General features: G+C 55.8%; 18 protein-coding genes and 2 pseudogenes. 14 read left to right on the top strand and 6 right to left on the bottom strand.

All coding sequences use genetic code 11. The annotated features are described in order from the left end of the window. Nucleotides 1-17 precede the first annotated feature (17 nt). From SKTS_RS11905 to SKTS_RS11885, 5 genes are all read left to right on the top strand, one after another. On the top strand, nt 18-3119 hold the full coding sequence (locus SKTS_RS11905; RefSeq protein ID WP_173065104.1) for a PAS domain S-box protein: 3102 nt from the start codon (nt 18-20) through the stop codon (nt 3117-3119). Then, a complete protein-coding gene (locus SKTS_RS11900; protein ID WP_173065101.1) occupies nt 3120-4910 on the top strand; it encodes a sensor histidine kinase in 1791 nt (596 codons plus the stop codon). Nucleotides 4911-5068: 158 nt separating this feature from the next. Continuing rightward, the gene (locus tag SKTS_RS11895; protein ID WP_173065098.1) at nt 5069-6277 is read left to right on the top strand and encodes a two-component system sensor histidine kinase NtrB; all 1209 of its coding nucleotides are present in this window, start codon (nt 5069-5071) and stop codon (nt 6275-6277) included. A gap of 53 nt (nt 6278-6330) precedes the next feature. Next, a complete protein-coding gene (locus SKTS_RS11890) occupies nt 6331-7077 on the top strand; it encodes a response regulator (RefSeq protein ID WP_173065095.1) in 747 nt (248 codons plus the stop codon). Nucleotides 7078-7089: 12 nt separating this feature from the next. Further along, nucleotides 7090-10272: an EAL domain-containing protein gene (locus SKTS_RS11885; RefSeq protein ID WP_173065092.1), complete on the top strand. Its 3183-nt coding sequence runs from the start codon at nt 7090-7092 to the stop codon at nt 10270-10272. 294 nt (nt 10273-10566) lie between these two features. Here the strand turns inward: SKTS_RS11885 and SKTS_RS11880 are convergent, their stop codons facing one another. The 4 genes from SKTS_RS11880 to SKTS_RS19215 are packed head-to-tail and all read right to left on the bottom strand — an operon-like array spanning nt 10567 to nt 12190. Then, nucleotides 10567-11613, bottom strand: coding sequence for a zonular occludens toxin family protein (locus tag SKTS_RS11880; RefSeq protein ID WP_173065089.1), 1047 nt, complete (start codon nt 11611-11613; stop codon nt 10567-10569). Beyond that, nucleotides 11610-11894 carry a DUF2523 family protein gene (locus SKTS_RS11875; protein ID WP_173065087.1) on the bottom strand — a complete coding sequence of 95 codons (285 nt, stop codon included), beginning with the start codon at nt 11892-11894 and terminating at the stop codon, nt 11610-11612. The genes SKTS_RS11880 and SKTS_RS11875 overlap by 4 nt, the downstream gene beginning before the upstream one ends. Continuing rightward, nucleotides 11895-12080 carry a virulence factor TspB C-terminal domain-related protein gene (locus tag SKTS_RS19195; RefSeq protein WP_425315633.1) on the bottom strand — a complete coding sequence of 62 codons (186 nt, stop codon included), beginning with the start codon at nt 12078-12080 and terminating at the stop codon, nt 11895-11897. It abuts the gene before it with no gap. Beyond that, nucleotides 12002-12190: a hypothetical protein gene (locus SKTS_RS19215; protein ID WP_483316186.1), complete on the bottom strand. Its 189-nt coding sequence runs from the start codon at nt 12188-12190 to the stop codon at nt 12002-12004. The genes SKTS_RS19195 and SKTS_RS19215 overlap by 79 nt, the downstream gene beginning before the upstream one ends. 50 nt (nt 12191-12240) lie before the next feature. Here SKTS_RS19215 and istA point away from each other — a divergent pair. From istA to SKTS_RS11860, 3 genes and pseudogenes are all read left to right on the top strand, one after another. After that, a pseudogene (gene istA / locus SKTS_RS11870) lies at nt 12241-13446 on the top strand (IS21 family transposase); the annotation flags it as partial. After that, nucleotides 13439-14232 (top strand): annotated as a pseudogene (gene istB, locus SKTS_RS11865) (IS21-like element helper ATPase IstB). The pseudogenes istA and istB, both read left to right, overlap by 8 nt. A 442-nt stretch (nt 14233-14674) precedes the next feature. After that, nucleotides 14675-16393 (top strand): hypothetical protein, encoded by a 1719-nt coding sequence (locus SKTS_RS11860; protein WP_173065084.1) that lies wholly within the window; start codon nt 14675-14677, stop codon nt 16391-16393. Nucleotides 16394-16474: 81 nt separating this feature from the next. On the opposite strand, the gene SKTS_RS11855 is transcribed toward SKTS_RS11860, so the two are convergent. Both SKTS_RS11855 and pal read right to left on the bottom strand, forming a co-directional pair. Continuing rightward, complete coding sequence (locus SKTS_RS11855) at nt 16475-17773, bottom strand: chloride channel protein (RefSeq protein ID WP_173065081.1); 1299 nt, start codon at nt 17771-17773, stop codon at nt 16475-16477. Nucleotides 17774-18026: 253 nt separating this feature from the next. After that, nucleotides 18027-18539, bottom strand: coding sequence for a peptidoglycan-associated lipoprotein Pal (gene pal, locus SKTS_RS11850; protein WP_173065078.1), 513 nt, complete (start codon nt 18537-18539; stop codon nt 18027-18029). A gap of 254 nt (nt 18540-18793) precedes the next feature. Between pal and SKTS_RS11845 the strand changes: the two genes are divergently transcribed. The 6 genes from SKTS_RS11845 to SKTS_RS11825 all read left to right on the top strand — a co-directional run bounded on the left by SKTS_RS11845 (nt 18794) and on the right by SKTS_RS11825 (nt 23722). Continuing rightward, entirely contained in the window at nt 18794-19324 is a 531-nt protein-coding gene (locus SKTS_RS11845; protein WP_173065075.1) for a MarR family winged helix-turn-helix transcriptional regulator, read from the top strand. Nucleotides 19325-19618: 294 nt separating this feature from the next. Further along, a complete protein-coding gene (locus SKTS_RS11840; protein WP_173065072.1) occupies nt 19619-20098 on the top strand; it encodes a c-type cytochrome in 480 nt (159 codons plus the stop codon). Between the two features lie 318 nt (nt 20099-20416). Then, nucleotides 20417-22624 (top strand): copper-translocating P-type ATPase, encoded by a 2208-nt coding sequence (locus tag SKTS_RS11835; protein WP_173065070.1) that lies wholly within the window; start codon nt 20417-20419, stop codon nt 22622-22624. Between the two features lie 310 nt (nt 22625-22934). Beyond that, complete coding sequence (locus SKTS_RS19125) at nt 22935-23060, top strand: hypothetical protein (RefSeq protein WP_280513666.1); 126 nt, start codon at nt 22935-22937, stop codon at nt 23058-23060. A gap of 25 nt (nt 23061-23085) precedes the next feature. Beyond that, nucleotides 23086-23307: a hypothetical protein gene (locus tag SKTS_RS11830; RefSeq protein ID WP_173065067.1), complete on the top strand. Its 222-nt coding sequence runs from the start codon at nt 23086-23088 to the stop codon at nt 23305-23307. Between the two features lie 52 nt (nt 23308-23359). After that, nucleotides 23360-23722 carry a SpoIIAA family protein gene (locus tag SKTS_RS11825; protein ID WP_173065064.1) on the top strand — a complete coding sequence of 121 codons (363 nt, stop codon included), beginning with the start codon at nt 23360-23362 and terminating at the stop codon, nt 23720-23722. Nucleotides 23723-23805 lie beyond the last annotated feature (83 nt).

Genomic DNA, 23805 nt, shown 5'->3' with positions numbered 1-23805 from the left:
AATTCGGGAAGGAAGCAATGAGTCTGTCCAATTTGTTTCGAAACATGCCCATTCGCCGCAAGCTTACCGTCATTACCATCCTGTCGGCGGGCGTGGCCTTGCTTTTTGTTGCCCTTGTATCGATATTCCACCAGTGGTTCCTGCTTCACTCGGAATTGGAGGAAGCCACCCACAGCCAAGCGAGCATCGTCGGCACCAACACCACGTTGGCCCTGATTTCCAACGATCCGAAGTCTGCCAGCCAGACACTGGAAGCACTGGAGCACTTCTCCAACATCGAGTTCGCCACGCTGTATGACAGACAGGGCAAGGTTTTCGCTCAGTTTTTGCCGAATGGACGGAAGCCCCCGCCTCCCTATTACCCGCCGATCCAAGAGCAGCATGTCTTTACGTCCACGCACCTTGACGTGTTTCACCCGATCTTTTTTGAGGACGAACGCGTCGGCACGCTTCAAGTGCGTTCCAGTCTGGAGACAATATATCGGCAAATGGCGTGGAGCGTGGCACTACTGGTTGCTGCCGCGTTGGGAGGAATGGGCCTGGCGACGATACTGATTAACTACGCGCATCCGGCCATTACGGAGCCCATGGGCAGGCTGCTCGGCCTGATGGAGGCCGTGTCGAGAGAAAAAAACTATACGCTGAGGGCGGAAATTCATGGCAAGGATGAACTGGGAGCACTGGCCCAGGGATTAAATGACATGCTGGGGCAAATCCAGATACGGGATGACGCACTGGCGCAACACCGTCAGGATCTGGAAGGGGAGGTGGTCCAACGCACTGCGGAGCTGGAAAAGGCGAACTTGCTGTTGGGGGAGGAACTGGCGGAACGGAGGGAGGCCGATCGGGAACTCCAGGCGGCTAACGAACAATTGTCGATCCTGCTCGATTCTTTGCCGATCGCTGTTTACCGCTGCAGAGCGGAAGGCGATTATGCGGTGACATATATGTCCCATAACGTTGTGGCTTTCACCGGTTATGCCCCGAGGCATTTCATCGAAGAAAGCGATTTATGGATCAAGCGTATCCACCCCGACGATGCACCGCGGATTGCCGCCGAGATGCCCATTCTGTATGAAAAGGGCATGCACGCCTACGAATACCGCTGGCAGCATGCTGACGGAAATTATCGCTGGATACTCGACTCCCTGAGGTTGATACGGCCTGAGAACGGCACAGCGAATTATTTGGTGGGCATGTGGCAGGACATTACCGAGCGCAAGCTGGCGGAAGAAAAAATCAGCAAGCAGCAGGAACTGACTTCACAGATCATCGAGACCATTCCCATGCGCGTCTTCTGGAAAGACCGCGAATTACGCTACCAGGGCTGCAACACCTTGTTTGCGAAAGACGCAGGATTGAGCCGTCCAGACGAATTGATCGGCAAGAGCGACTTCGATATGAGCTGGAAAGATCAAGCTGAAATGTATCGAGCCGACGATCGTCTGGTGATGGATACCAATACACCCAAGATATCCTACGATGAGCCGCAGACGACGCCGGACGGAGGGGAAATCTGGTTGCGCTCGTCCAAAGTGCCGCTGGTCAACGAGGTTGATGAATCCATCGGTGTGCTGGGTGTTTACGAAGACATCACCGCACGCAAACTGGCCGCGCAGGCGTTGGAAGAATCCGAACGAAAATTCAGGACCATACTCGACTCCGCCGTCGACGGCATCCTGGTGGCGGATGGACTGACGCACAAGTTCGTAACCGCCAATCGCGCGATCTGCAACATGCTGGGCTACCAGCGGGACGAGCTGTACCAGCTTGGCCTGGAAGACATCCACCCCCAGGATGCGCTTCCTGAAGTGCAAAGGCAGTTTGAACGCCAGATGAATGGCGAGATACAGGGGCAGCATGACCTGCCGGTGATGCGCAAGGACGGATCGGTGTTTTTTGCCGATATCAGTACGTCTCCCCTGCTTCTGGCGGGACGGCCTTGTCTGGTCGGCATCTTTCATGATGTCACCGAACGCAAGCGGGCGGAGACGGAACTGAGGCTCTTCCGCACGCTGCTCGACAATTCCAGCGAGGCCGTCGAAGTCCTCGATCCTGCCAACCTGCGCTTCCTCGATGTGAACCAGAAGGAGTGCGCCGACCTGGGTTACAGCCGCGAGGAACTGCTCACGATGGGGGTTGTCGATATCGACCCGTTCTTCGGTCCGGATGCCACCCGGTTGATCCAGGAACAACTGCGCAACACGGGCGCCGCACGCTTCGAAGCCATTCACCGGCGCCGTGATGGTTCGACCTTCCCGGTGGAGGTCAGCTCAAGGCTTATCGAACTCGACCGCCCCTACCTGCTGAATATCGTTCGCGACATAACGGAGCGCAAACAGGTCGAAGAAGAAATCCGGCGGCTGAACGAAGAACTTGAGGAAAAGGTAAAAGAGCGCACGCAGCAGCTCCTCGTCGCCCAGGAGGACCTGGTGCGCAAGGAAAAGCTGGCCGTGCTGGGTCAGGTGGCGGGCAGTGTCGGCCACGAGTTGCGCAACCCCCTGGGGGTGATGAACAACGCGGTGTATTTTCTGCAGACGGTGCTTTCCGAGGCGGACGACACCGTCAAGGAATACCTGGGCATGATCAAGACCGAGATTGCCGCGGCCGATCGCATCGTTTCAGACCTGCTGGATTCGGTTAGGACCAAACCGCCCCAGCCCGAAGTGGTCGGGGTTGGGGATTTGATCAACCAGATTCTGCGCAAGCTCGCCGTTCCCGCCTCCGTTGCCGTCCAACTGGAAATCCCGGCGACGCTTCCATCCTTGCAGGTTGACCCACTGCAAGTGCAGCAGGTGTTCCGCAACCTGATCAGCAACGGCATCGACGCCATGGCAGAAGGCGGCACGCTGGAAATCCGGGCCACCACGGCTGACGAAGGAAAGGCCATTACCGTAAGCATTCGGGATACCGGCTGCGGCATCCCGCCTGAGCAGGTGGCGAGACTGTTCCAGCCCCTGTACACCACCAAGGCGCGGGGCATCGGCCTGGGACTGGTGGTGGTGAAAAACCTGACCGAGGCCAATGGCGGGAGGATCGAAGTAGAGAGCGAGCAGGGCAGGGGAACGGTTTTCTCCATCACACTGCCTTGCGTCAGTTCGCCGGTCGAGGAGGCGTAAATGCGTTTCGCCAGCAAAATCGGGCTGAGCGCTGCAGCGGCGGCGCTGCTCATCGGACCATTGCTTGGCGCTGCCGTGTTCTTCAAGGCGCGCGCAGTATTGCAGGAGCACATCATCCACGATCAGGTCCGGAGTGCCGGAAGCGTCATGCGCGAGATCGATACCGCCATGCACCATGCCTATCAGGACGTCAGAGCGATCGCAGCCGATGAGCTGCTGGCCGGGTTTCTCGAGTTCCACGCCGATAGCTCCAGGGAAAGGATGGTGGAGGAAGAACTGGAAGAGCGGGAAACCCTGACGGGCCCATGGGATGCGCTCACGGTGTTCGATGCAAGCGGACGCGCCGTTTTCGCACCCAAACCGCTGGGCGATGAAGCGGCCATTTCGGCCTATGTTACCAGCGAGCCCGCCTTCCGGCGCGCTCTGAAAGGCGAAATCTACTATTCGGACCGGCTGGTTCGCCGCCGCACAGGGATACCGGTAGTGATCTTTGCGGCGCCCGTTTATGGGAACGCCGATCGGCGCAAAGTGGTGGGCGTGGTGGTCGCCCATTACCGCTGGGCAGTAGTGCAGGGCATCCTCGACCGTGTGGACCCGGCTGCCTGGGTACACCTGCTGAATCGCGAAGGGTCCATAATTGCGAAGCGCAGCAACGACCCCTTCAATCTGGTATTCATGCCCTCCATGAAGCAGGTGGATGCAGGAGACGCAAAGGCCGGGTATGCCATCGCTTCTGGCCACACCCACGGCGAAGAAGAGACCCTGAAGGTAGAAGCAGCGCAAAGCGGGGTGCAGGACTACCACGGCAGTGGATGGCGATTGTTGCTGGAACAGCCGTCAAATAAAGTTTTTGCCCCGATCAGAAAAATGGCGATGGAGACCACGTTGCTGGTGTTCGGCGTGCTGCTCGTGGTGGCTGTGCTGTTTGCCATCCTTGGGCGCAGGTTCCTCCGACCGTTGGCGGAACTTGTCGAGGGGGTGAGGCAGGTTGAACAGGGGCATTTGGACCATAAGGTGGTGGTGCGCAGCAAGGACGAATTCGGCGCGTTGGCCGACAGCTTCAACGTCATGGTCAGCAAGTTGCGGGAGGCGCAGGAAGAACTGGTGCGCAAAGGGAAGCTGGCGATGCTGGGGCAGGTAGCGAGCAGCGTGGGGCACGAACTGCGCAACCCCTTGGGCGTGATGAACAACGCGGTGTATTTCCTCCAGTCGATGCTCGATGAGGGCGACGACAGCGTCAAGGAGTACCTGGGCATCATCCGGGACGAGATCGCCCGCTCGGAACGAATCGTGGCCGAACTGATGAATGCGGTGAGCACCCGTCCCCCTGACCTTGCCGCGCACGAAGTGGCGTATCTGGTCGGGGAGGTTTTGCGCAAATGCGCCTTGCCCTCCCGCGTGAGCATCACCCTGGATATTCCAGAAACGCTTCCCGCTGTGCGGGTCGATGCTATTCAGTTACAACAGGTGCTGGAGAATCTGGTCATCAACGCGGTGGATGCCATGCCGGAGGGCGGGATACTGGAATTCAGTGCCGCAGAAATCGAAGGCGGGACGGCTGTCGCCCTCGACGTCCGTGACAGTGCCAACGGCATTACGCCTGAAAACATGGCCAGGCTGTTCCAGCCCCTGTTCACCACCAAGGCCCGAGGCATCGGCCTGGGGCTGGTGGTGGCGAAGAACCTGATCGAGGCCAACAGCGGCACGGTCGAGGTGCAGAGCGCGCCGGCCAAGGGAACCCTGGTTACCATCACTCTTCCGACCGCGCCTGAAAGGGATATTTCGATATGAGCAGCATCTCATTGATTCGGCGACATTTCTCAGGCAGGCAGGACTTTCCGCTACGGCTTTTCGCTGCCGCATTCGTGATCAGTATAACGATCACTGTTTTCAGTGGATGGCAGTCGTGGCAGATGCATCACCAATATGAAGTCATGTCGAGGAAGCATGTGACCCTTACCGAGAGTGTCGGTCGCATCATGCTGTTCGACGAGGTGCTGACCATGTCGGCGCGCATGGCTGCTGCAACGGGCGATTTGGTCAACGAAAAAAGATATGACGCATTCGATCCGCAGCTGACGATGGAGATCGACAAGGTAAGAGCCATACTTCCGCGATCGGAAATAGAACGGTTTGTAGCTGAAACGGATGAAGCGAATCTCGCCTTGGTGAGCATGGAACGGCAGGCTTTCGCGTTGGTGCATCAGGGCAAACGGCAGGATGCCTTGAATCTCCTGAACAGCCCGGAATACCTGAGATTAAAGATAGTGTACGCGGATGGCATGGAAAAAACCGTCAAGGCGGCAACGGCCATGATTGAGGAAGATGTATTGAATCGTCGCGTTCTGTCTTTTTGGTTGGCGGCTGTAAATGCCGTGGGTACGCTGTTGCTACTCGCGACATGGTTTTTTGCCATCAGGTCTGCGCGCAGTTGGGCCGCAGAGCGCAGGGAAGCAAGCGCTGCGCGCTTGCAGGCCCAGGATGAACTGGTACGCAAGGAAAAGCTGGCGCTGCTCGGGCAGGTGGCGGACAGGGTAGGGCACGAGCTGCGCAACCCGCTGGGCGTGATGAACAATGCCGTGTACTTCCTCCAGGCCGTGTTGAGCGATGCGGACGATACCACCAGGGAATATCTCGGCATCATCAAGGACGAGATCGCAGACGCGGAACGCATCGTGTCCGATCTGCTGGATGCGGTACGCACCAAGACGCCACACCCGGAAAAGGTGGAGGTCGGGGAGTTGATGCAACAGGTCTTGCGCAAGTGCGATGTGCCTCCCTCGGTCACCGTACACCTCGATATTCCGGAGACTCTGCCCGCCATCCGCGTCGATCCGGTGCAAATGCGCCAGGTGTTCTGGAACCTGTTCACCAATGCCGTGGAAGCCATGCCGGATGGCGGCGAACTGAAAATCAGAGCAGACGAAGACCAAGCCGCCCATACCGTCACGGTCCGAATCATGGATAATGGTAGTGGCATAACACAGGAGCATCAAGCCAACCTGTTCCAGCCGATGTTCACCACCAAGGCGCGTCGCGTCGGGCTGGGGCTGGTGGTGGTGAAGAACCTGACACAGGCCAACGGCGGCAGCGTGGGGGTGGAAAGCATACCGGGCAAGGGCAGCGAGTTTATCGTTACGTTGCCAAGTGCGAATTAAGTTGCAACTTACAGACAGGAAGCTTTGCCCAACAAATAGAGCGGGGGTTGGCAATGAAAATTCTGGTAGTGGACGACGACCGTCGTATCGTTAGAACGACCTGCGATATCCTGAAAATAAAAGGCCATGAAGCTATTCCCGCATATTCGGGCGAGGAGGGGGTGGAGCAGGTCAGGAACGATCCGCCGGATTGTGTGCTGATGGATATCAAGATGCCCGGCATCGACGGTGTCGAGGCGTTGAAACAGATGAAGCGGATCGTTCCTGAGCTCCCTGTCGTCCTGGTTAGTGCCTACGCGGCGGACGATCTCATGGAAGAGGCGAAACGCGCCGGCGCCTATGCCATTCTGAGCAAACCGCTCAATTTCCCCATCATCCTGTCCTTCCTTTCCCTGCTGGACAAGGAGGAGAGCATTCTGGTGGTGGACGATGACCCCGAATTTTGCAGGACCTTGAAGGACATCCTGACACTGAGGGGCTACAAGGTTGAAACGGAGAGCGAACCGCAGAGTGTGCTGAGCCACCTGGATCAGAACTACAAGCTTGCCATCGTCCTGCTCGACCTCAATCTGGGCGCGACGAACGGTGTGGATATGATGAAGGATATCCAGGCGCAATACCCGGGCAAACCGGTGGTGCTGATGACCGGTTACCGCAAGGAAATGGCCGATTCGATCGAGAATGGACGCAAGGTCGGTGCCTATACTTGCCTTTACAAACCCTTTGAGATGGATGGATTGTTGCAGTTGATCGAGGAAATCCGGGTCAAGAAGCTGAAAAACCTGCTGGTTTCGGCATGACTGGAGAATATCTTGAGAGCAAAGGAAAAACTCCTCGTTGTAGACGATGATCCGAACCTCAGGAAAACGCTCGCCGACATCCTGCGGATCAAGGGTTATGAAAGTGTGATGGTCGGTAGTGGTGCAGAGGCCATCGCGGTGGCGGGACAGGACAGGATATCCCTGGCGCTGATCGACCTGATGCTGCCGGATATGTCCGGCCTCGACGTCATGACGCGCATCAAGGCGCTATCGCCGCTGACGGAGGCCATCGTCCTGACGGGGCACGCTTCGCTGGAGACAGCCATCGAAGCCACCGGGAAGGGGGCGTTTTCCTATCTTCTCAAGCCCTACCAGATGGAAGATCTGCTGCTGATCATCCGCCATGCCATGGAGCGCCGGCAGGCCCAGGAGGAAATCCAGCGTCTTGCGTCTTATGCCCGCCTGAATCCGAATCCGGTGATCGAGATGGATTCAAGCGGGAACGTGACCTACCTTAATCCTGCAGCGCAGAAACATTTTCCGGAACTGACTTCGTCGGCATCGAAATATCCCCTGCTGGAGGGGGTGGATGGGCTGTTCGCCGCTTTCCGGGGCGACGGGGAGCAGGAGATTGTGCGGGAAATCGCGCTAGGGACGGCCGTCTACGAGGAGCGCATCTACTATGTCCGGGAAAGCGATCTAATCCGCTTCTATGTGCTGGATGTCACGGCAAGGAAACGTGCCGATGAGCAGTTGCGCAAGCTCGCCCAGGCCGTGGAGCAAAGCCCGGAGAGCATCGTCATCACCGATCTCGATGCCAACATCGAATATGTCAATGGCGCCTTCCTCCGTATCACCGGCTACGGCCGCGAAGAACTCATCGGCCGGAATCCGCGCATCCTGCAATCCGACAAGACGCCGCGTGAAAATTACGATGCCCTGTGGCGGTCACTGAGCCGCGGAGAGACGTGGGAGGGTGAGTTCATAAATCGGCGCAAGGACGGCAGCGAATACACCGAGTTCGCCATCATCACGCCGATCCGTCAGGCCGATGGCCGCATCAGCCACTATGTGGCGGTGAAGGAGGACATCACCGATAAAAAACATGCTTCCCAGGAATTGGAGCGGCTGAACCGTCAAAACGAGTTGATCCTGACGTCAGCCTGGGAAGGCATTTACGGCGCGGATACCGAGGGCATCATCAACTTCATCAATCCCGCAGCAGCTTCCCTCCTGAGCTATACGCGTGACGAACTGCTGGGGAAGGATGCCCACACCACCTTGCATCACAGCAAGCCGGACGGTAGCCCTTATCGGCGCGCGGAATGCCCGATGCAACTCTCGCTGGCCAACGGGCTCGAGATCAGGGGCGTGGAGGAAACGCTGTGGCGCAAGGACGGCTCCCCCTTGCCTGTGCTGTTTTCCAGCCTGCCCATCATGGATGAGGGGGCGATTGTCGGCGCGGTGACGACCTTTCAGGACATCAGCGAGCTCAAGCGCTACCAATTGCAGCTGGAGCGCCAGTCCAACTACGACGATCTGACCGGCCTGCCCAACCGTAATCTGCTGACTGATCGTCTTAGCCAGGCGGCGGCCCGTTGTCAGCGCGAGCAAAAAAAGCTGGCAGTGCTGGTGTTTAACCTGGATCGGTTCAAGGAAGTCAACGATAGTCTGGGGCGCGCAGTCGGCGATAGCGTATTGCGCGAGACCGCCGAGCGGATGCGCCATCTGGTGCGGGAAACGGATACGCTGGCGCGCTCGGGGGGGGATGAGTTCGTGCTGGTGGGGGAGGTCGCGGAAGAGGAAGATGCGGCATATCTCGCGCGACGCATCATGCTAACCCTTTCGCAACCGTTCCTTATCGAGGGTGGAGATCTTTCCCTGCACGCCGGCGTTGGTATCAGCGTTCTGCCCAAGGACGGCTGGAATAGCGAAATCCTGCTGAACAATGCAATGGTGGCGATGTATCGCACCAAGGCTACCAGCGGCAACAATTTCCTTTTCTATTCCGCCGAGATGAACGCCCATTCGCTGGAACGACTCAACATGGAAAACGAGTTGCGCCGCGCCGTCGAACGCAACGAGTTGCTGCTCTTCTACCAGCCGCAAATGAGCTTGCGTAACGGCGAGATCATCGGCATGGAGGCGCTGCTGCGCTGGCAGCATCCGCTGCGCGGGCTGGTTTCACCCATGGAATTCATCCCGCTCGCTGAAGAAACCGGCCTGATCGTACCGATCGGCGAATGGGTGCTGCGCACTGCCTGTGCGCAGAACCAGGCGTGGCAGGCTGCCGGGCTGCCTGCGGTGGCGGTGGCGGTCAATCTGTCGGCGCGGCAATTCGAGGGGCAGGATATGGTGGCGCTGACCGCACAGGTGCTGCGCGAAACCGGCCTCGACCCCAGTTACCTGGAACTGGAACTGACTGAAAGCGCGGCGATGGGCAATGCCGAAGCTTTCATCGGGGTAACGGAAGCACTGAAGGGTCTGGGCGTCACCTTGTCCATCGACGACTTCGGCACCGGCTATTCAAGCCTGAGCTATCTCAAGCGCTTCGCCCTTGACCGGCTGAAAATCGACCAGTCTTTCGTGCGCGACATCGTGCAGAATCCCGACAGTGCAGCCATCGCCGTAACGGTCATTGCGCTGGCGCATGGTTTGGGGCTGTCGGTGATCGCCGAGGGGGTGGAGACCGAAGCGCAACTGAATTTTCTGCGCACCCGTGGCTGCGACGAGATGCAGGGGTTTTATTTCAGCAAGCCGCTGCCCGGCGCCGAGTTCGAACAATTGCTGCGCGAAAGACGCAAGCTGGTATTTCCCGCCGCTGCGGAATTGCCGGTACAGACCCTGTTGCTGGTGGACGACGAGCCTTCGATTCTTTCCGCCTTGAAACGGGTGCTGCGGCGCGAGGGTTACCAGATACTTACCGCGACCAGCGCCGCTGAGGGAATGGAGCTGCTTGCCACACACCAGGTGGCGGTGGTGATGTCCGACCAGCGCATGCCGCACGTGACCGGCGCGGAATTCCTCGCCAAGGTGCGGGTCATGTATCCCGACACGGTGCGAATCATCCTTTCCGGCTACACGGAGCTAAAGACGTTGACCGAGGTGGTGAATCGCGGCGAGATTTACAAATTCCTGGAAAAACCTTGGGACGAAGCAGCGTTGCGGGAAACTCTGCGCGAAGCATTCCGTCATTACGAGGAGCGGCGGTCAGCCCGGGATGACGCGATTTGAAATCGATCGATGTGCCCATCGAGGAAATAACCCCCTAAATAATATATCCAGCACTTCGTATAATGGCCGGATATGGCAAACCGGCCATGTAGCCAAATGAAAACTTGAAAAGCCCGGAGAAATCCGGGTTTTTTTTCGCCTCGAAAAGCCGACACAAGGTCGGCTAGTGATGGCTGAAGGAAAAAGCGGTTTGGCAAATGGAAGTGATTTTTTCACATACAAATGCGGTTTGGGCCTCCCGGCCCGGACAGATCGGGAGCATCGAGCGAGGAAAAACCGCCATTCACTAAACGCTTAGATTTGAGGCAAGTCGTCAGGCGGTTGAACGGCAACGTGAATCGGCGGTTTCTCCGCAGACTTATCCTCAGATTTTGGGGATTCTTTTTTGTCGGCAACTTCGCGCGACGGGTGAACATGATACGGGTCGAAACGCGGATTAACCGCCAGATCACGGCACTCGTGCTCGTCGATCAGGAGCCGTGTGCCCTGTTCGGTATAGCACTGGCACTTAGTGCGTGAGGAAACACAGGCAGCAACAGTCGGCATATTCACAACGGTTCGAAGTGTGCGATATGCAGATGCGGACTCCGGAAAATGCGGATGCGCCGGGATGAACTGCTCGACACTCCATTCCTCACGCTGGCCAGCTCCACCACCCGGCGCGTTCGCGCTCGGTTGGTGTATCTGTCCATCGTTCGTTTTAGTCAGCGGCGCGGTGCTTTCCCCTGTAATCCTTGAATGCATGCGCGAGTAGGCATAATAACCCGCAAACGGAACGGAAATAATGGCGGCTACAGCAAGCCAGAATGCCCAAGGCACACGCTGGCCACGCGCAGTGTGAACGGTCGCGGATTTATACAGCTTATATGCCTTCTTGGGGTAAGACCAACCGCGAGTAATGGCAGTCTTAACCCGACTCGGGTCGGTCGCCATATCCCATTCATAGACCATCGCACGACCCCACCCGAACACACGCCGAACATGCAAGTGGCGACCGACAAGCCGCCGGACATTCTGGTCAATCAAGTTGGGATGCTGGGTAATGACGATAATATCAATACCCTTGTGCCGGTGAGTTTCGAGCGCCGCAATGCCAGGGGGAACGGTTGAACTGGCGGCGCGTGGTCGCCACGTTCTCTGAACTTCGTCGATGACAAGAACGGCACCATCTGGCGCCCACTCGTGCCAATTGTCGAGCGTATCGGGAAATTGCTGATGCTCGATGGCCAGATCGGGAATCCCATCAACGAACAACGGGCGCTCGGAAAACTTGGGCAACTCTTCAGCAATGGTGTAAAGCGTTTTGCCAGCGCCGGGCGTGCCGGTAATAAGCGTAATCATTTCATGCCAACGATCTTGGATGAGGAAATCAGCGCGGTATAAGCAACACGCGCAGTTATGGCACCGAAAATAATCCCAAGGGCTTCACCGACACCGGCCAGCGAAGCAAGGCCCAAGATCGTTGCAGGCATGGCGGTGAAATTGGCAATAATCATGCCCTTTACTGTGTTCCACGCAATCGTGAAGCCGGTAACGGTCAATACACCCATGCCGAGCGCGGCAAGCACTTTGGCGACAAGGGAAGGAACGAGCGAACCGATCCAAACAGCGAGTTTTGACATTTACGTCTCCCGGAATGCGCCAATAAGAATGTATCCAGCCATAAGAGAGGCAAGGCCGAGAATGAGCGGCTTGATAAGGCTCATGGCATCGCAAGCCGGTTGGAAGCTCAGAGAACGACCGAGAACCGAAAGCGGTGCGGGGCACGAACCAGAGAATGCGGCCGCTTCGGGTGTGTACGAGAACACGTTGTTTTGGGTTTTAGGTAGCTGCCTAGTTCCTTATTGTCCACCGGCGCAGGCTGCTCTCCTTCCTCGAATAAGGCTTCAGGCTCCAGCAGCGGGCCGGGAGTGAGAATCGAGGCGCGTTCGATGGCATGACGAAGTTCGCGGATGTTGCCTGGCCAACAGCCGGGTCACCGAATTCATCCGGCGCTGGCGGGTGGCAGGCGGAGGTGCAGTGGTCAACGCCTACGTGCCTCTCAAATTCGAGCTGGGCGAAGCCTTCCAGTTCGACGGGAGTGAAGAACACCTCGTCATCGGCGGCGTCTGGCGCAAAATCCTGGCCGCGCACCTCAAACTCTGCGCCAGCCGCGCATTCGTGGTCCAGGCGTATCCGACGCAGGGCCACGAAATGCTGTTCGACGCCCACACCCGCTCTTTCACCGCGTTGGGCGGAATCTCGCGCCGCGGCATCTACGACAACATGAAGACCGCTGTCGATAAGGTGAAGCGAGGCAAGGAGCGAGTCGTCAACACCCGCTTCGCCGCCATGGCCTCGCACTACCTGTTCGACGCCGATTTCTGTAACGTCGCCTCTGGGTGGGAGAAAGGCATCGTCGAGAAGAACGTTCAGGACAGCCGGCAGCGGATCTGGGCTGACGCAGCGAAGGAGCGTTTCGGTTCCTTCACCGAACTCAATGTCTGGCTGGTCGCGCGCTGCCGCTCGCTGTCGGCGGAGTTGCGTCACCCGGAATTCGACCTGACCCTGGCGGAAATGTTCGAACATGAGCAGCCCGGCCTGATGCCCATGGTCACGCCCTTCGACGGCTACGTCGAAACCCTGGGCAAAGTATCCAGCACCTGCCTGGTCGTCGAAGACAAGAACCGCTACTCTGCGCCCTGCGAACTGGTTGGGCAGATGGTCAGCATCCGCCGCTACCCGGACCGGATCAACCTGGTTGCGCACGATGCCGTGGTGGCCAGCCACCTGCGCAGCTTTGATCGCAACCGAGTGTGCTATGACTGGCAGCACTATATTCCCCTGATCGAGCGCAAGCCTGGCGCACTTCGGAACGGCGCCCCGTTTGCCGACATGCCGGAGTCGCTGCAACGCCTGCGCAAACTGCTTCTTCAGCGCGTGGGTGGTGACCGCGTCATGGCCAAGGTGCTCGCGGCGGTTCCCAAGCACGGCCTGGAAGCGGTGCTGGTTGCGGTCGAGCTGGTGCTGGAATCCGGCGTGCCCAGCGTCGAGCACATCGAGAACATGCTCAATCGCTTGAAGTCGCCGCCCGTGCCGGCAGCCATCGCGTCGCCCATCGAAATTACCGAGGTGCCAATAGCAGATGCTGGCCGTTACGACGGCTTGCGTGAGGAGGTGATCGATCATGCGTAATCTCATTACCGAATTCAAGCAAATGCGTCTGCACGGCATGGCATCTGCTTGGGAGGAACTCCTGGCCAACGGGCCATCCAGCGGAGTGGACTCCTCCCGCTGGCTGATCGAGCATCTCCTGAAGGAAGAGCATACCGATCGGCATATGCGCTCCATCGGCTATCAGATGCACGCCGCCAAATTCCCGATGCACCGCGATCTCGCCGGTTTCGACTTCGACCAGTCGAAGGTGGACAGCAATCTGGTCAGGCAACTGGCCGATCTGTCCTTTACCGAGTCAGCGCAGAACGTGGTGCTGATCGGCGGCACCGGAACTGGGAAGACACACCTTGCTACGGCATTGGGTGTTTCCGGCATCAGCAGCTGGGGAAAACGGGTGCGCTTCTTCTCCACCGTCGATCTGGTCAACGCCCTGGAGCAGGAGAAAGCTGCTGGCAAGGCCGGAAAGCTGGCGTTCGCGCTGCTCCGCATGGATCTCGTCATTCTGGACGAGCTGGGATATTTGCCCTTCAGCCAGGCGGGCGGGGCATTACTATTCCATCTGATGTCGAGCATACCAGCGTGATGATCACGACGAATCTGACCTTCGCCGAGTGGCCAAGCGTGTTTGGGGACGCCAAGATGACGACGGCGCTCCTGGACCGGTTGACGCATCACTGTCACATCGTGGAAACGGGCAACGAGTCGTATCGGTTCCGACATAGCAGTGAGACTGCGAAATCGAGAATCAAGGCTCGGGAACAGGGAAAACGCGGAACGCCAGCCGAAGACACGGAGCCGTTCTGACACCAGACGAACGATAGCCCAGATTCGGAGAATCTGGGCTACACTTATCCACAGGCCAGCCCATGACGGGCGCCTAAAGCCCCTGGGTAAAATTCAACGCGCAGGCCTGGGTACTTTTAGACGCGCGCGGACAACCTTCAGCTCCGAAAGCCATGGGGCAGCAGTTCGGCAATTGCTGCCGGTGGCATCCAGTGCGCCAACGGCCGATATTGAATCTTCAGCAGTCATAGGTATGGAATCGTCCCGAACGGCCTAATCCATTCCAAGCATTCATGAATTACGCAACTTTTGGACACGCTCGATGCAAGTTTTTTATCCTGAATTATATTTGGAGTTATCATCACCGCACTTAGGACAGTCAATAAGTGACAATAGCCGAGGCTATTTTCGGAGTGTATCGATACGAATGAGTACGGCTGGCATGAGGTGGGTAATTGGGCTAATGGCCTTCATGTGGGCGACATTCCCCGCACAAGCAACAATTTACTTCTTCCCTGATACCAATCCCGTGATGGCTGTTGGAGAGCAGCCCAAGTGGCTAAAAGACGGGCGCGGTAATGATGGTTATGTATCCGTGGTGTCAGAAGTCATTCCGGAAAGCACCTGCACTCCATTATCCAGCCGTGGGTTCTGGGGAGACAAAAAGACGCAGTTGGTCCTTTCGGTCACCACCAGTGGTTTTTCGCGGGAGCAGGTCAGTAACGAAATACCCATCGCGACATTCGATGGGCGGGACGATGGCTCTGAGTGCACTTCCCTGAGTACTTTGCCACTTAATGTCATTCCACTTACTTTGCTTGGAAATTATTCGACCTTTAATCCAGGCAAACTGGCCATTGTGTTGAACGTTAAGAGCGCGAGCAATTCCAGTCAGGATTACATCGGTTCGGCCAAACTTGTTCTAGGAGCTGCCGCTTTGGTGATGACAGGGGGGGCTGCATCGGCCATTGGCGGCATTGCCGCAACAGTAGGCAATCCGGTACTTTCAGAAGCACAGAACCGCACGAATAATCTCTTGAAGGGCATGGCCAATGCGAAGACAACCATCCCGCTATCTTGGAAGAAACTCAGAAGTGGTTTGCATACAGTTGAAATACCAATATACAGCGCGGAAGGTACTCTGAAAGATGCTTTCCCAGACAGTTCTGATGAGGCTGTGAAGACGCTTCAGAAGTCAACGCAATTCAATCGAACAAAACTGTTTACGGTACGTCTTACCTTTAATTATGTAAATTCACTGTTTAATCCGGGATCGACCGGTGCCAACGACATGTATGCCTCGGACAGCCTCTCCACCAGCAACGTCCTTAATATGCACGCAATGCACAATTCGCTTAACTTTATGCAATTCCTCAATGACTCGTCTCCAAGTTTGCTCCAAATAGCTGGTGTCGCTGAAGGTTATGCTTTATCGAATGCCTGCAGCACTGGATTCGTCAAGCTTAAGAAACTCGGCCTGAGTGACCTTGATACAGCAATCGTCATGAAGTCATTTATCGATGAGGCAAAAGGAGGGGGAGATTGGTATGCCAACCCCCAGATGGTTAAGGATTGCTTTAACCAGGTTCCAGCGATCCAGGCTTATCTGGAGGAGCTCTATGGCCAATCCACGCCAGTTTTTGTGATTGGTGATGTGCAGGATGGTGTGGGTAAGGCGTACAAGAGGTGGCGAGATAAAATAGGGCCGGTTCTAGCGGACTTCAGACGAGCCTTGACGGCTTCACAGGAGCAGCGAGAAGTCTTGCTAAAATTCAATCAAAAGAAAGATATTCAGCTCAGATTTTCTCAAGAACTACAGCCTTGGTCTCGCGAGAGTACATCGGAAGAAGCCACCCCGAGCGCTTATCCCGGGGTTGATCTGTTGGCGACAAGACGGATACGAACAATTGGGTGTTTTATCTATAAGGATCCGGTAAATCTGGCGCCAGACAGCCCCGGGGCATATTTCCTCATGGAGGATTTGGCCGGGAGCTTCTGGCTTGGCAACGCAAGGTTATCCAGCCGAGATGAAGATGGCAAAATCAGTACTCTTATGGTTGCAAGCATGACGCCGGATTGGGCGAATTATCTTGCATCCTTCCACTATCCGGGGGGGGAGTGCAAGTCGATTCTTGGACGTTATCGGTCTAGCATGGCGTTGACCGTGGTCGGGCGAAACTGAGTTTGCAAATGCTCGGAATCCCATATCCTGAATGACTACGGTTTCCTGCCGTTGCCCGTGCAATTTATTTCCGAGTCGAGCTCATGGTTGTGCCACACGGCGCACGAAGCGCTCGGCAAGCGCCTTGTATAAGGGTTCATGGCAAATAATGCGTGAAATGCCATGCGCGATCAGCGCCGTTGCCATTAGAGGCAAAACAAGGTTGTGATCGTCTGTCATTTCCATGACGATGATGAATGAGGTTAGCGGCGCCTGAGTAACGCCCGTGAAGTAGGCGACCATGCCCAATACGATCACGGTGCCGACGGGGACGAATGGAATGAAATGAGAAAGACTGGCTCCAATTCCTGCGCCAACCGCCAACGATGGTGCAAACAAGCCGCCGGGTGTCCCGCTAAGGTAGGAAACCAGGGTCGCCAGGAACTTGTATATGCCATAGTTTTGATAGCCGGCATCCCCATGCGCGAGGATGTCACGTACCTCATCGTAGCCGGTGCCATAAGTGTGCTGGCCTGACAATACCCCCAGACAGGCAAGTACGATTCCACATGCCGCTGCGAATGTGACAGGATGCTTACGCATCCAGCGCCCGGTCTTCCCAGCCCACCCGTCGCTGGCGCCTATCAACAGACGCGAAAACAATCCACCAAAAAGCCCACCTATCACTCCACACGCGATAACGGCTAGCCAACCGATACCCGAGCCGAGTGAAGTGGAAATCGTGCCGAAGTAGGTATAGTTGCCAAGAATTGCGTTGGCGGACAAACCCGCGAAGATCACGGCGGTAAGGACAAGCCCATTGGTACGATGCTCGAAGGAGCGGGACAATTCCTCGATGGCAAACGCAATCCCGGCCAGGGGCGTATTGAACGCCGCAGCAACACCAGCGGCGCCGCCAGCGAGAATCAGTCCATTAATCTGGTCCGGATATGAGAAGTGGGAAAATCGGCGCAGCGAATACATGATCGATGCGCCGATCTGCACCGTGGGACCTTCGCGACCCACCGAGGCGCCACTGCAAAGCGCCAGGAGGGTGAGGATGGTCTTCCCCGCAGCGATGCGTAATGACAGCAGGCCGCTCACATGTTCCTGATCTTGAATTTGCAGGGCTGCGATGGTTTGGGGAATACCGCTGCCTTGGGAGCCCGCGAAGAATCGCCGCGTCAGCCAGGCAGAAAGCGCCAGACCAGACGGCATGATTATAAAAGGCAGCCAAGGAGAAAAAGAAAGCATCCGGTGAAACCACTGGTTGGTGATCTGTGCGCCCATGGCAAATAGAACAGCTACGACACCCACTGCCAGCGCACCACACCAGAACACCATGCGCATAAGCCATTCATTCGGTGATAGCAGGTTTTTCAGGTGGTCGCGGTCAATCATGTGCGTGGGTTTTCCCTAATTAAGGCATTTGCCAAGTGCTGTTTCGGAATTCATCGCCAAACACACCCAAATTCAAAGACGTAGCGCCCATCTCGACTAGAAAAAGCCGTGTCTGGTTCACAATGAACGTTCAAGAATCGGACCCAGAATCGAAAACGGCGACCAAACTAAGTCGCCGTTTACTTACTGTTTATCATACCTATGAATATGCTGACGTCACGCACAACACAAGGCAGGATTTACGAACACCTATCTATTGTTCGCCTTGGTACACAAGGTCGCTCCGGCGATTTGCCTTCCAGCATGACTCGTCGTGGCAATTAGCCTTCGGCTTCTCCTTGCCGAAACTGACCGCTTCGATTTGTTTATCAGGGACGCCCAGCACCTTCATCATCTTCCTCACGCTCTCCGCGCGCTGGTCGCCAAGCGCGATGTTGTACTCGCGACTGCCGCGCTCGTCAGTGTTCCCCTGCACAGTCACTTTGGCGTCTGGGTGGGCAGTCAGGTACTTGGCGTGTGCTTCAATAAGCCGTTTGAACTCATTCTTAACCACTGAACTGTCGAAGTCATAATAAATGCTACGCTTCGAGAGGATGTTGTTTGGATCCTTCAACGGGTTCACCGAAATGGATAGTGGAGCTACGGTTTCGCTCCCTTTCTGAGCAGCCGCGTTACTGATCACAGGCTTTGGCTGTTCTGTAGCGCTTTGGCTTGCACAGCCGGTCAGTACGCTGAACGCGATGATGCCAAGAAAAAACTTGTTCACCTTTCGGCCCCTTCTGGATTTTATTGATTTAGACTTTTGAAATAAACGTTAAATTACCCCCAGCAAAGCTGGAGGTGGTTACCTCATTGCGTTGCATCTATGCCTGAAGCGTACTTATCCGGTTGCCTCTCACGATTACAACTATGTTGCGTCCTTGTTGGCGCCCTGCCCGCTAACAATAGTGCTTGTGAGAGGCCACCCGGATAAGCGCTGGTTGAAGTATAGTCCACAAATTATATTTGGAGCAAATGTATATGAGTAGCAAATGTCTAGTCGAATCCGCAGACGGGTCTAACCCAGAAATTAAAACAGCCTCTGAATTGAATCATGAGCACGCTCGTAATGCGTTAAGAAGATTCCGGATCATATTCAGCACTGTCAAAAAGCATTTTCAGGACATTGAATCGAAATGCGGCGTGAGTGGTGCACAGCTTTGGGCCATCTCGGAAATCGCGGATTTACCAGGCTTGAGGGTCTCGGAATTGGCGCGAGCTATGTCGATCCATCAGTCCACAGTCAGCAATCTTGTGGGTGAACTTGAAAGAAAGGGGCTGATAAGGAAAGAGCGCGGAATGGATCAGCGGGTGGTCTGCCTGTATTTAACCAAACAGGGAGACGAATTGGTGGCACGCGCGCCAAAACCAATGATGGGGGTGTTGCCGGATGCCCTGCAACGACTGCCGGATGATGCTCTCAAGAGTCTCATCGCCAACATGGATGTGCTTATCGCGATAATGCAACTCAAAGACGAAGCTGCTGCTACGAAGCCCTTATCTGACATTTGATTGAGTAATTCCACAAAACTCTGGTAGGCATAGCCAGCCAAACCCAGCGGACTCGAAAGTTTGAACGCTTACGCCACATACAATACTTAGGCCGCCTTCAAGCACGTTAAGCCGCCGGAATAACTTGGCTGATAGCTTGTCGCTTCTCGCATTTCCCCATTCTTTAATTAGTAGTGTCGCGTCGATAGCGAATGCGAACCTTTGCGTACTATGCATGTCAATTTTATGAAAGGAAATGTTTTGACTGTCACAGCGGGTTACTAACTGTCTGATCGTAATGATATGAGGTGACACATGAGAAAGCTTCTCGTCGAGGTGGCAATATTGGGTACTGTGTTCTTGTCAGTACCGGCATATTGCCAAATGGGCATGATGCAAGGACGGGGAATGATGCAAGGTGGGGGCATGATGAACATGTCCGCGATTAGACATCGCTTCGTCTCGCAAAACGGTGTCGATCCGATTTACGCCTCTAGAAAGAATCCGTTGAAACGAACTGCTATGAACATCGGAGATGGGAAACGGCTATATGAACGGAATTGCGCGGCATGCCATGGGCCTACGGGGCTAGGAAATGGGGCGGCAGGAAAAAGCCTAAACCCACCGCCTGCAAATTTGGCAGCTTTTAGTCGGACGCGTATGGCTACTGATGGGTACCTTTACTGGACGATAGCGGAAGGCGGCGTGCCATTAGGGACGGCAATGCCGCCGTTCAAGAACACTCTTAAAACAGACGAAATTTGGAAGATCATGATTTATTTGCATGAGTTTTAAGAAATCTAGCAATCCACTTCAATTCTGACGCTCATCGCCTCATGGATGCTGGCCTAATCGGCCGAGATGTGGATGCTTAAGCTGACAAGCGACGACTTGGATGGATGGCCGCTACATGCTAACAAAGCACGCTTTTCTGCTTACGTGCGACAGCGTACATACAAGATTGTGTGTGCGGGACAATTTCCAAAGAGCCTAACAACTCACCATTTGGATCATTTCCTCCAACGTGAACCCTGTATTTCCGACCACACATTGCGATTGTCTGGTGCAGGAACGTGGACATTTGATTTTTCAGGTCCATGAGGAGGCGTCAATATGGATTCGAATTCAAGTAAGCCTGAGATGGCGCCGGAACACCACCTCCAGCACGACCATCAAAATCATCACGCCCACATGGCAGCGGACTTTCGGCAGCGCTTCTGGATTGCGCTGGGCCTGACCCTGCCAATTCTGGCTCTTTCTCCGTTACTTCAGGAACTGGCGGGATTGCGTGAGACCATCCATTTTCCTGGCGATCTCTACGTTCTATTTGGCCTGTCTACCGCGGTGTTTTTCTATGGCGGCTGGCCGTTCCTAAAAGGTCTGTTCGGAGAGCTTAAATCCAAACAGCCCGGGATGATGACACTGGTCGCGGTCGCCATCACCACCGCTTATGCCTATAGCAGCGCGGTGGTGTTCGGTTTGACCGGGAAAGTATTCTTTTGGGAACTCGCCACCCTCGTCGACGTTATGTTGCTGGGGCACTGGATCGAGATGAGATCGGTGATGGGCGCATCAAAGGCTCTGGAGGAATTGGCAAAACTCATGCCCTCCGACGCCCACAAACTCATGCCCGACGGCAGCGTGAAGGACGTGCCACTGAGTGAACTGGCAGTAGATGACAAGGTCCTGATCAAGCCAGGCGAGAAGATTCCCGCCGACGGGGTCATCACCGAGGGCGAAAGCGCGGTCAATGAAGCCATGCTCACAGGAGAATCAACGCCGGTTACCAAAAAGGCCAACGACAAGGTCATCGGCGGCGCCATCAACGGCGAAGGTTCGCTGACCATTGCGGTCAAAGGGACCGGCAAGGATTCGTTTCTGTCGCAAGTGATTGACTTGGTCAAACAGGCTCAGGAAAGCAAATCGAAGACCCAGGATCTGGCCAACACGGCGGCGATGTGGCTCACCATCATAGCCCTGAGCGGCGGTGCGATTACCTTCTTTATCTGGCTGGGCGTCATGGGCAAGGAACTGTCCTTTGCCATCGAGCGCGCCGTGACGGTCATGGTCATCACCTGTCCTCATGCCTTGGGGCTGGCCGTGCCGCTAGTGGTGGCTGTCTCCACGGCACTTGCTGCAAGCAATGGATTGCTGATTCGCAATCGACCCGCGTTCGAGCGCGCCCGGAAAATTCAGGCGATTATTTTCGACAAGACTGGCACTCTTACCGAGGGCCGCTTTGGCGTGACCGATACCCTGCTGTTCTCGCAGGACATCAACGAAGACACCCTGCATCAATATGCGGCCTCGGTGGAAGCCAATTCCGAGCACCCCATCGCCAAGGCCATTGCTTCATCTTTCGAAAATAAATTGCCCATTGAAAATTTCAAAGGCATTGCAGGTAAAGGTGCCGAGGCCAAGGTCGACGGAAAAGAGCTCAAGGTGGTGAGCCCGGGATTTCTGCAGGAACAGAACATAGCTATGACCGACAAGCGCGTGGAAGATCTCAAAGCGCAAGGCAAAACAGTCGTATTTGTTCTGATTGACGGCCAGTTGAAAGGGGCAATTGCCCTAGCCGATATTATCCGTCCCGAGTCGAAGCAGGCTATCTCCGCGCTCAAGGCAATGGGTATCAAGTGCATGATGCTCACTGGGGACAACAAACAGGTCGCCCAATGGGTATCGGACCAGGTCGGGCTGGACGAATATTTCGCCGAAGTCCTGCCCCAGGATAAAGCAGCTAAGGTCAAAGAAGTCCAGTCCCGTGGGATATTGGTGGCCATGACCGGAGATGGCGTGAACGATGCGCCTGCGCTGGCGCAGGCGGATTTGGGCATCGCCATCGGGGCTGGCTCCGATGTGGCGGTCGAAACCGCCGACATCATCCTGGTACGGAGTAATCCATTAGACGTCGTGGCCCTTCTCAAACTTTCCAAGGCCACCTATAGCAAGATGATCCAGAATCTTATTTGGGCTACCGGTTATAACGCTTTCGCTATCCCGCTGGCAGCCGGAGCACTTTACGCCTGGGGCGTGATTCTATCTCCCGCATTGGGTGCTGCGCTGATGGCGGCGAGTACAGTGATTGTCGCCATCAACGCACGCTTACTTAGTATATCCCGTGCATCCGATGGAACTGCTGCGAAGTCGGAAGATGCGAAAAGTGGCGGTACTCATGAACAGATCGCCAAGCGGGCCTATGAGCTGTACGAGCGGGACGGTCATCTGAATGGCCATGCTGAGCAGGACTGGTTGCAGGCAGAACATGAGATACAAAAAGATGGACCTCAAAATGACTTAAAGCAAGGTGGTACGAATTAACGATTCCGCACCATGAAACAAGGTAAGCATCTCTCGACGATCCGCAGTTTCCATCTCGCGGACTGGTAATGCAGCATGGGGCTCGGTGCTGGGCGCTGGGCGCTGGGCGCTGGGCGCGAATTGGACCCCTTGCTGTCTCGATTCACCCGACGACAATAAACTCGCCCAGTGAATCGCTAATTGCACTGCGCAAAATCGATTTTTACTGCTTCGTGTGCGTCAGCGCACGGAGCTTTGTGCAGAAAAGTTGATAATTGACGTGTACTGCAATGCAGATAGGCCGCGATTACTATTATTAAAGGTGATAACCATGATGCAAGGTAACTGGATGGGAAACTGGGGAACGGGTTACATGGGTGGGGGTGGTGGATTATTGACGATACTGATCGTGATTTTAATCATTGTTGGCATTGTTGCCATCACTCGCAGAAAGTGACAATCTCAAAAAAGAGAGGTGCACGATGAAACAAATAACATTAAGCGTTCCGGAACTCGGATTAATCGTCGGAACGCGCGCAGCGGCTGGAGCGGGCGTCGCGTTGCTGCTCGCCGACCGATTGAATCCCGAACAACGCCGTGCCGTAGGCTGGACTCTGCTCGCGGTGGGAATCGCCACCACTGTTCCGCTGGTGGCTGAAATCTTCGGAAAAAGGCAAGCGACCTTAAACCGGGACAAGATATGAAAATAATATCCGTGGAATGTTGATAACCTGAATCAACTCAAAGGAGTCCGAAATGTCCATGCAGCTCAATGAAGAAAACGGCGGCAAGCTGCTCGTCGTTCACGTCAGCGGAAAGCTGGTAAAGGCGGATTACGAACAATTTGTGCCAGCCGTCGAACGGCTCGTGCGGCAGCACGGGAAGTTGCGCATATTGTTCGACATGACCGATTTTCACGGCTGGGAAGCCAGCGCGGCCTGGGAAGACTTCAAATTCGGCGTCGAACACTTCGCCGACATCGAACGCATTGCGATGGTCGGGGAAAAGCAGTGGCAACACGCCATGGCGACGTTCGGCAAGCCGTTCACAAAAGCGAAGATCCGATACTTCGATCACGCCGATGCCGCCGAGGCGCGGAAGTGGGTGGACGAGGCATAGCGCCCTGGCGCGCGAACGGCGCGGATTTAACGCCAGTTGGCAAAGACATGGGCGTGCTCGGTCCCGCACGATAAGGCATACCG

The organism is Sulfurimicrobium lacus (assembly GCF_011764585.1).
In the GTDB taxonomy this organism is placed as follows: Bacteria; Pseudomonadota; Gammaproteobacteria; order Burkholderiales; family Sulfuricellaceae; genus Sulfurimicrobium; species Sulfurimicrobium lacus.
Note: the sequence above shows the minus strand (reverse complement) of the source record. Positions and strands in the feature narration are given on the sequence as shown.

Bases quoted from the DNA above. Each gene is read 5' to 3' on its own strand.
- SKTS_RS11840 (WP_173065072.1), top strand. From the start codon at position 19,619: ATGAGAAAGCTTCTCGTCGAGGTGGCAATATTGGGTACTGTGTTCTTG.
- SKTS_RS11880 (WP_173065089.1), bottom strand. From the start codon at position 11,613: ATGATTACGCTTATTACCGGCACGCCCGGCGCTGGCAAAACGCTTTAC.
- SKTS_RS11835 (WP_173065070.1), top strand. From the start codon at position 20,417: ATGGATTCGAATTCAAGTAAGCCTGAGATGGCGCCGGAACACCACCTC.
- SKTS_RS11830 (WP_173065067.1), top strand. From the start codon at position 23,086: ATGAAACAAATAACATTAAGCGTTCCGGAACTCGGATTAATCGTCGGA.
- SKTS_RS11875 (WP_173065087.1), bottom strand. From the start codon at position 11,894: ATGTCAAAACTCGCTGTTTGGATCGGTTCGCTCGTTCCTTCCCTTGTC.
- SKTS_RS11900 (WP_173065101.1), top strand. From the start codon at position 3,120: ATGCGTTTCGCCAGCAAAATCGGGCTGAGCGCTGCAGCGGCGGCGCTG.
- SKTS_RS11905 (WP_173065104.1), top strand. From the start codon at position 18: ATGAGTCTGTCCAATTTGTTTCGAAACATGCCCATTCGCCGCAAGCTT.
- SKTS_RS19125 (WP_280513666.1), top strand. From the start codon at position 22,935: ATGATGCAAGGTAACTGGATGGGAAACTGGGGAACGGGTTACATGGGT.
- SKTS_RS11890 (WP_173065095.1), top strand. From the start codon at position 6,331: ATGAAAATTCTGGTAGTGGACGACGACCGTCGTATCGTTAGAACGACC.
- SKTS_RS11825 (WP_173065064.1), top strand. From the start codon at position 23,360: ATGTCCATGCAGCTCAATGAAGAAAACGGCGGCAAGCTGCTCGTCGTT.
- SKTS_RS11855 (WP_173065081.1), bottom strand. From the start codon at position 17,773: ATGATTGACCGCGACCACCTGAAAAACCTGCTATCACCGAATGAATGG.
- SKTS_RS11860 (WP_173065084.1), top strand. From the start codon at position 14,675: ATGGCCTTCATGTGGGCGACATTCCCCGCACAAGCAACAATTTACTTC.
- SKTS_RS11845 (WP_173065075.1), top strand. From the start codon at position 18,794: ATGAGTAGCAAATGTCTAGTCGAATCCGCAGACGGGTCTAACCCAGAA.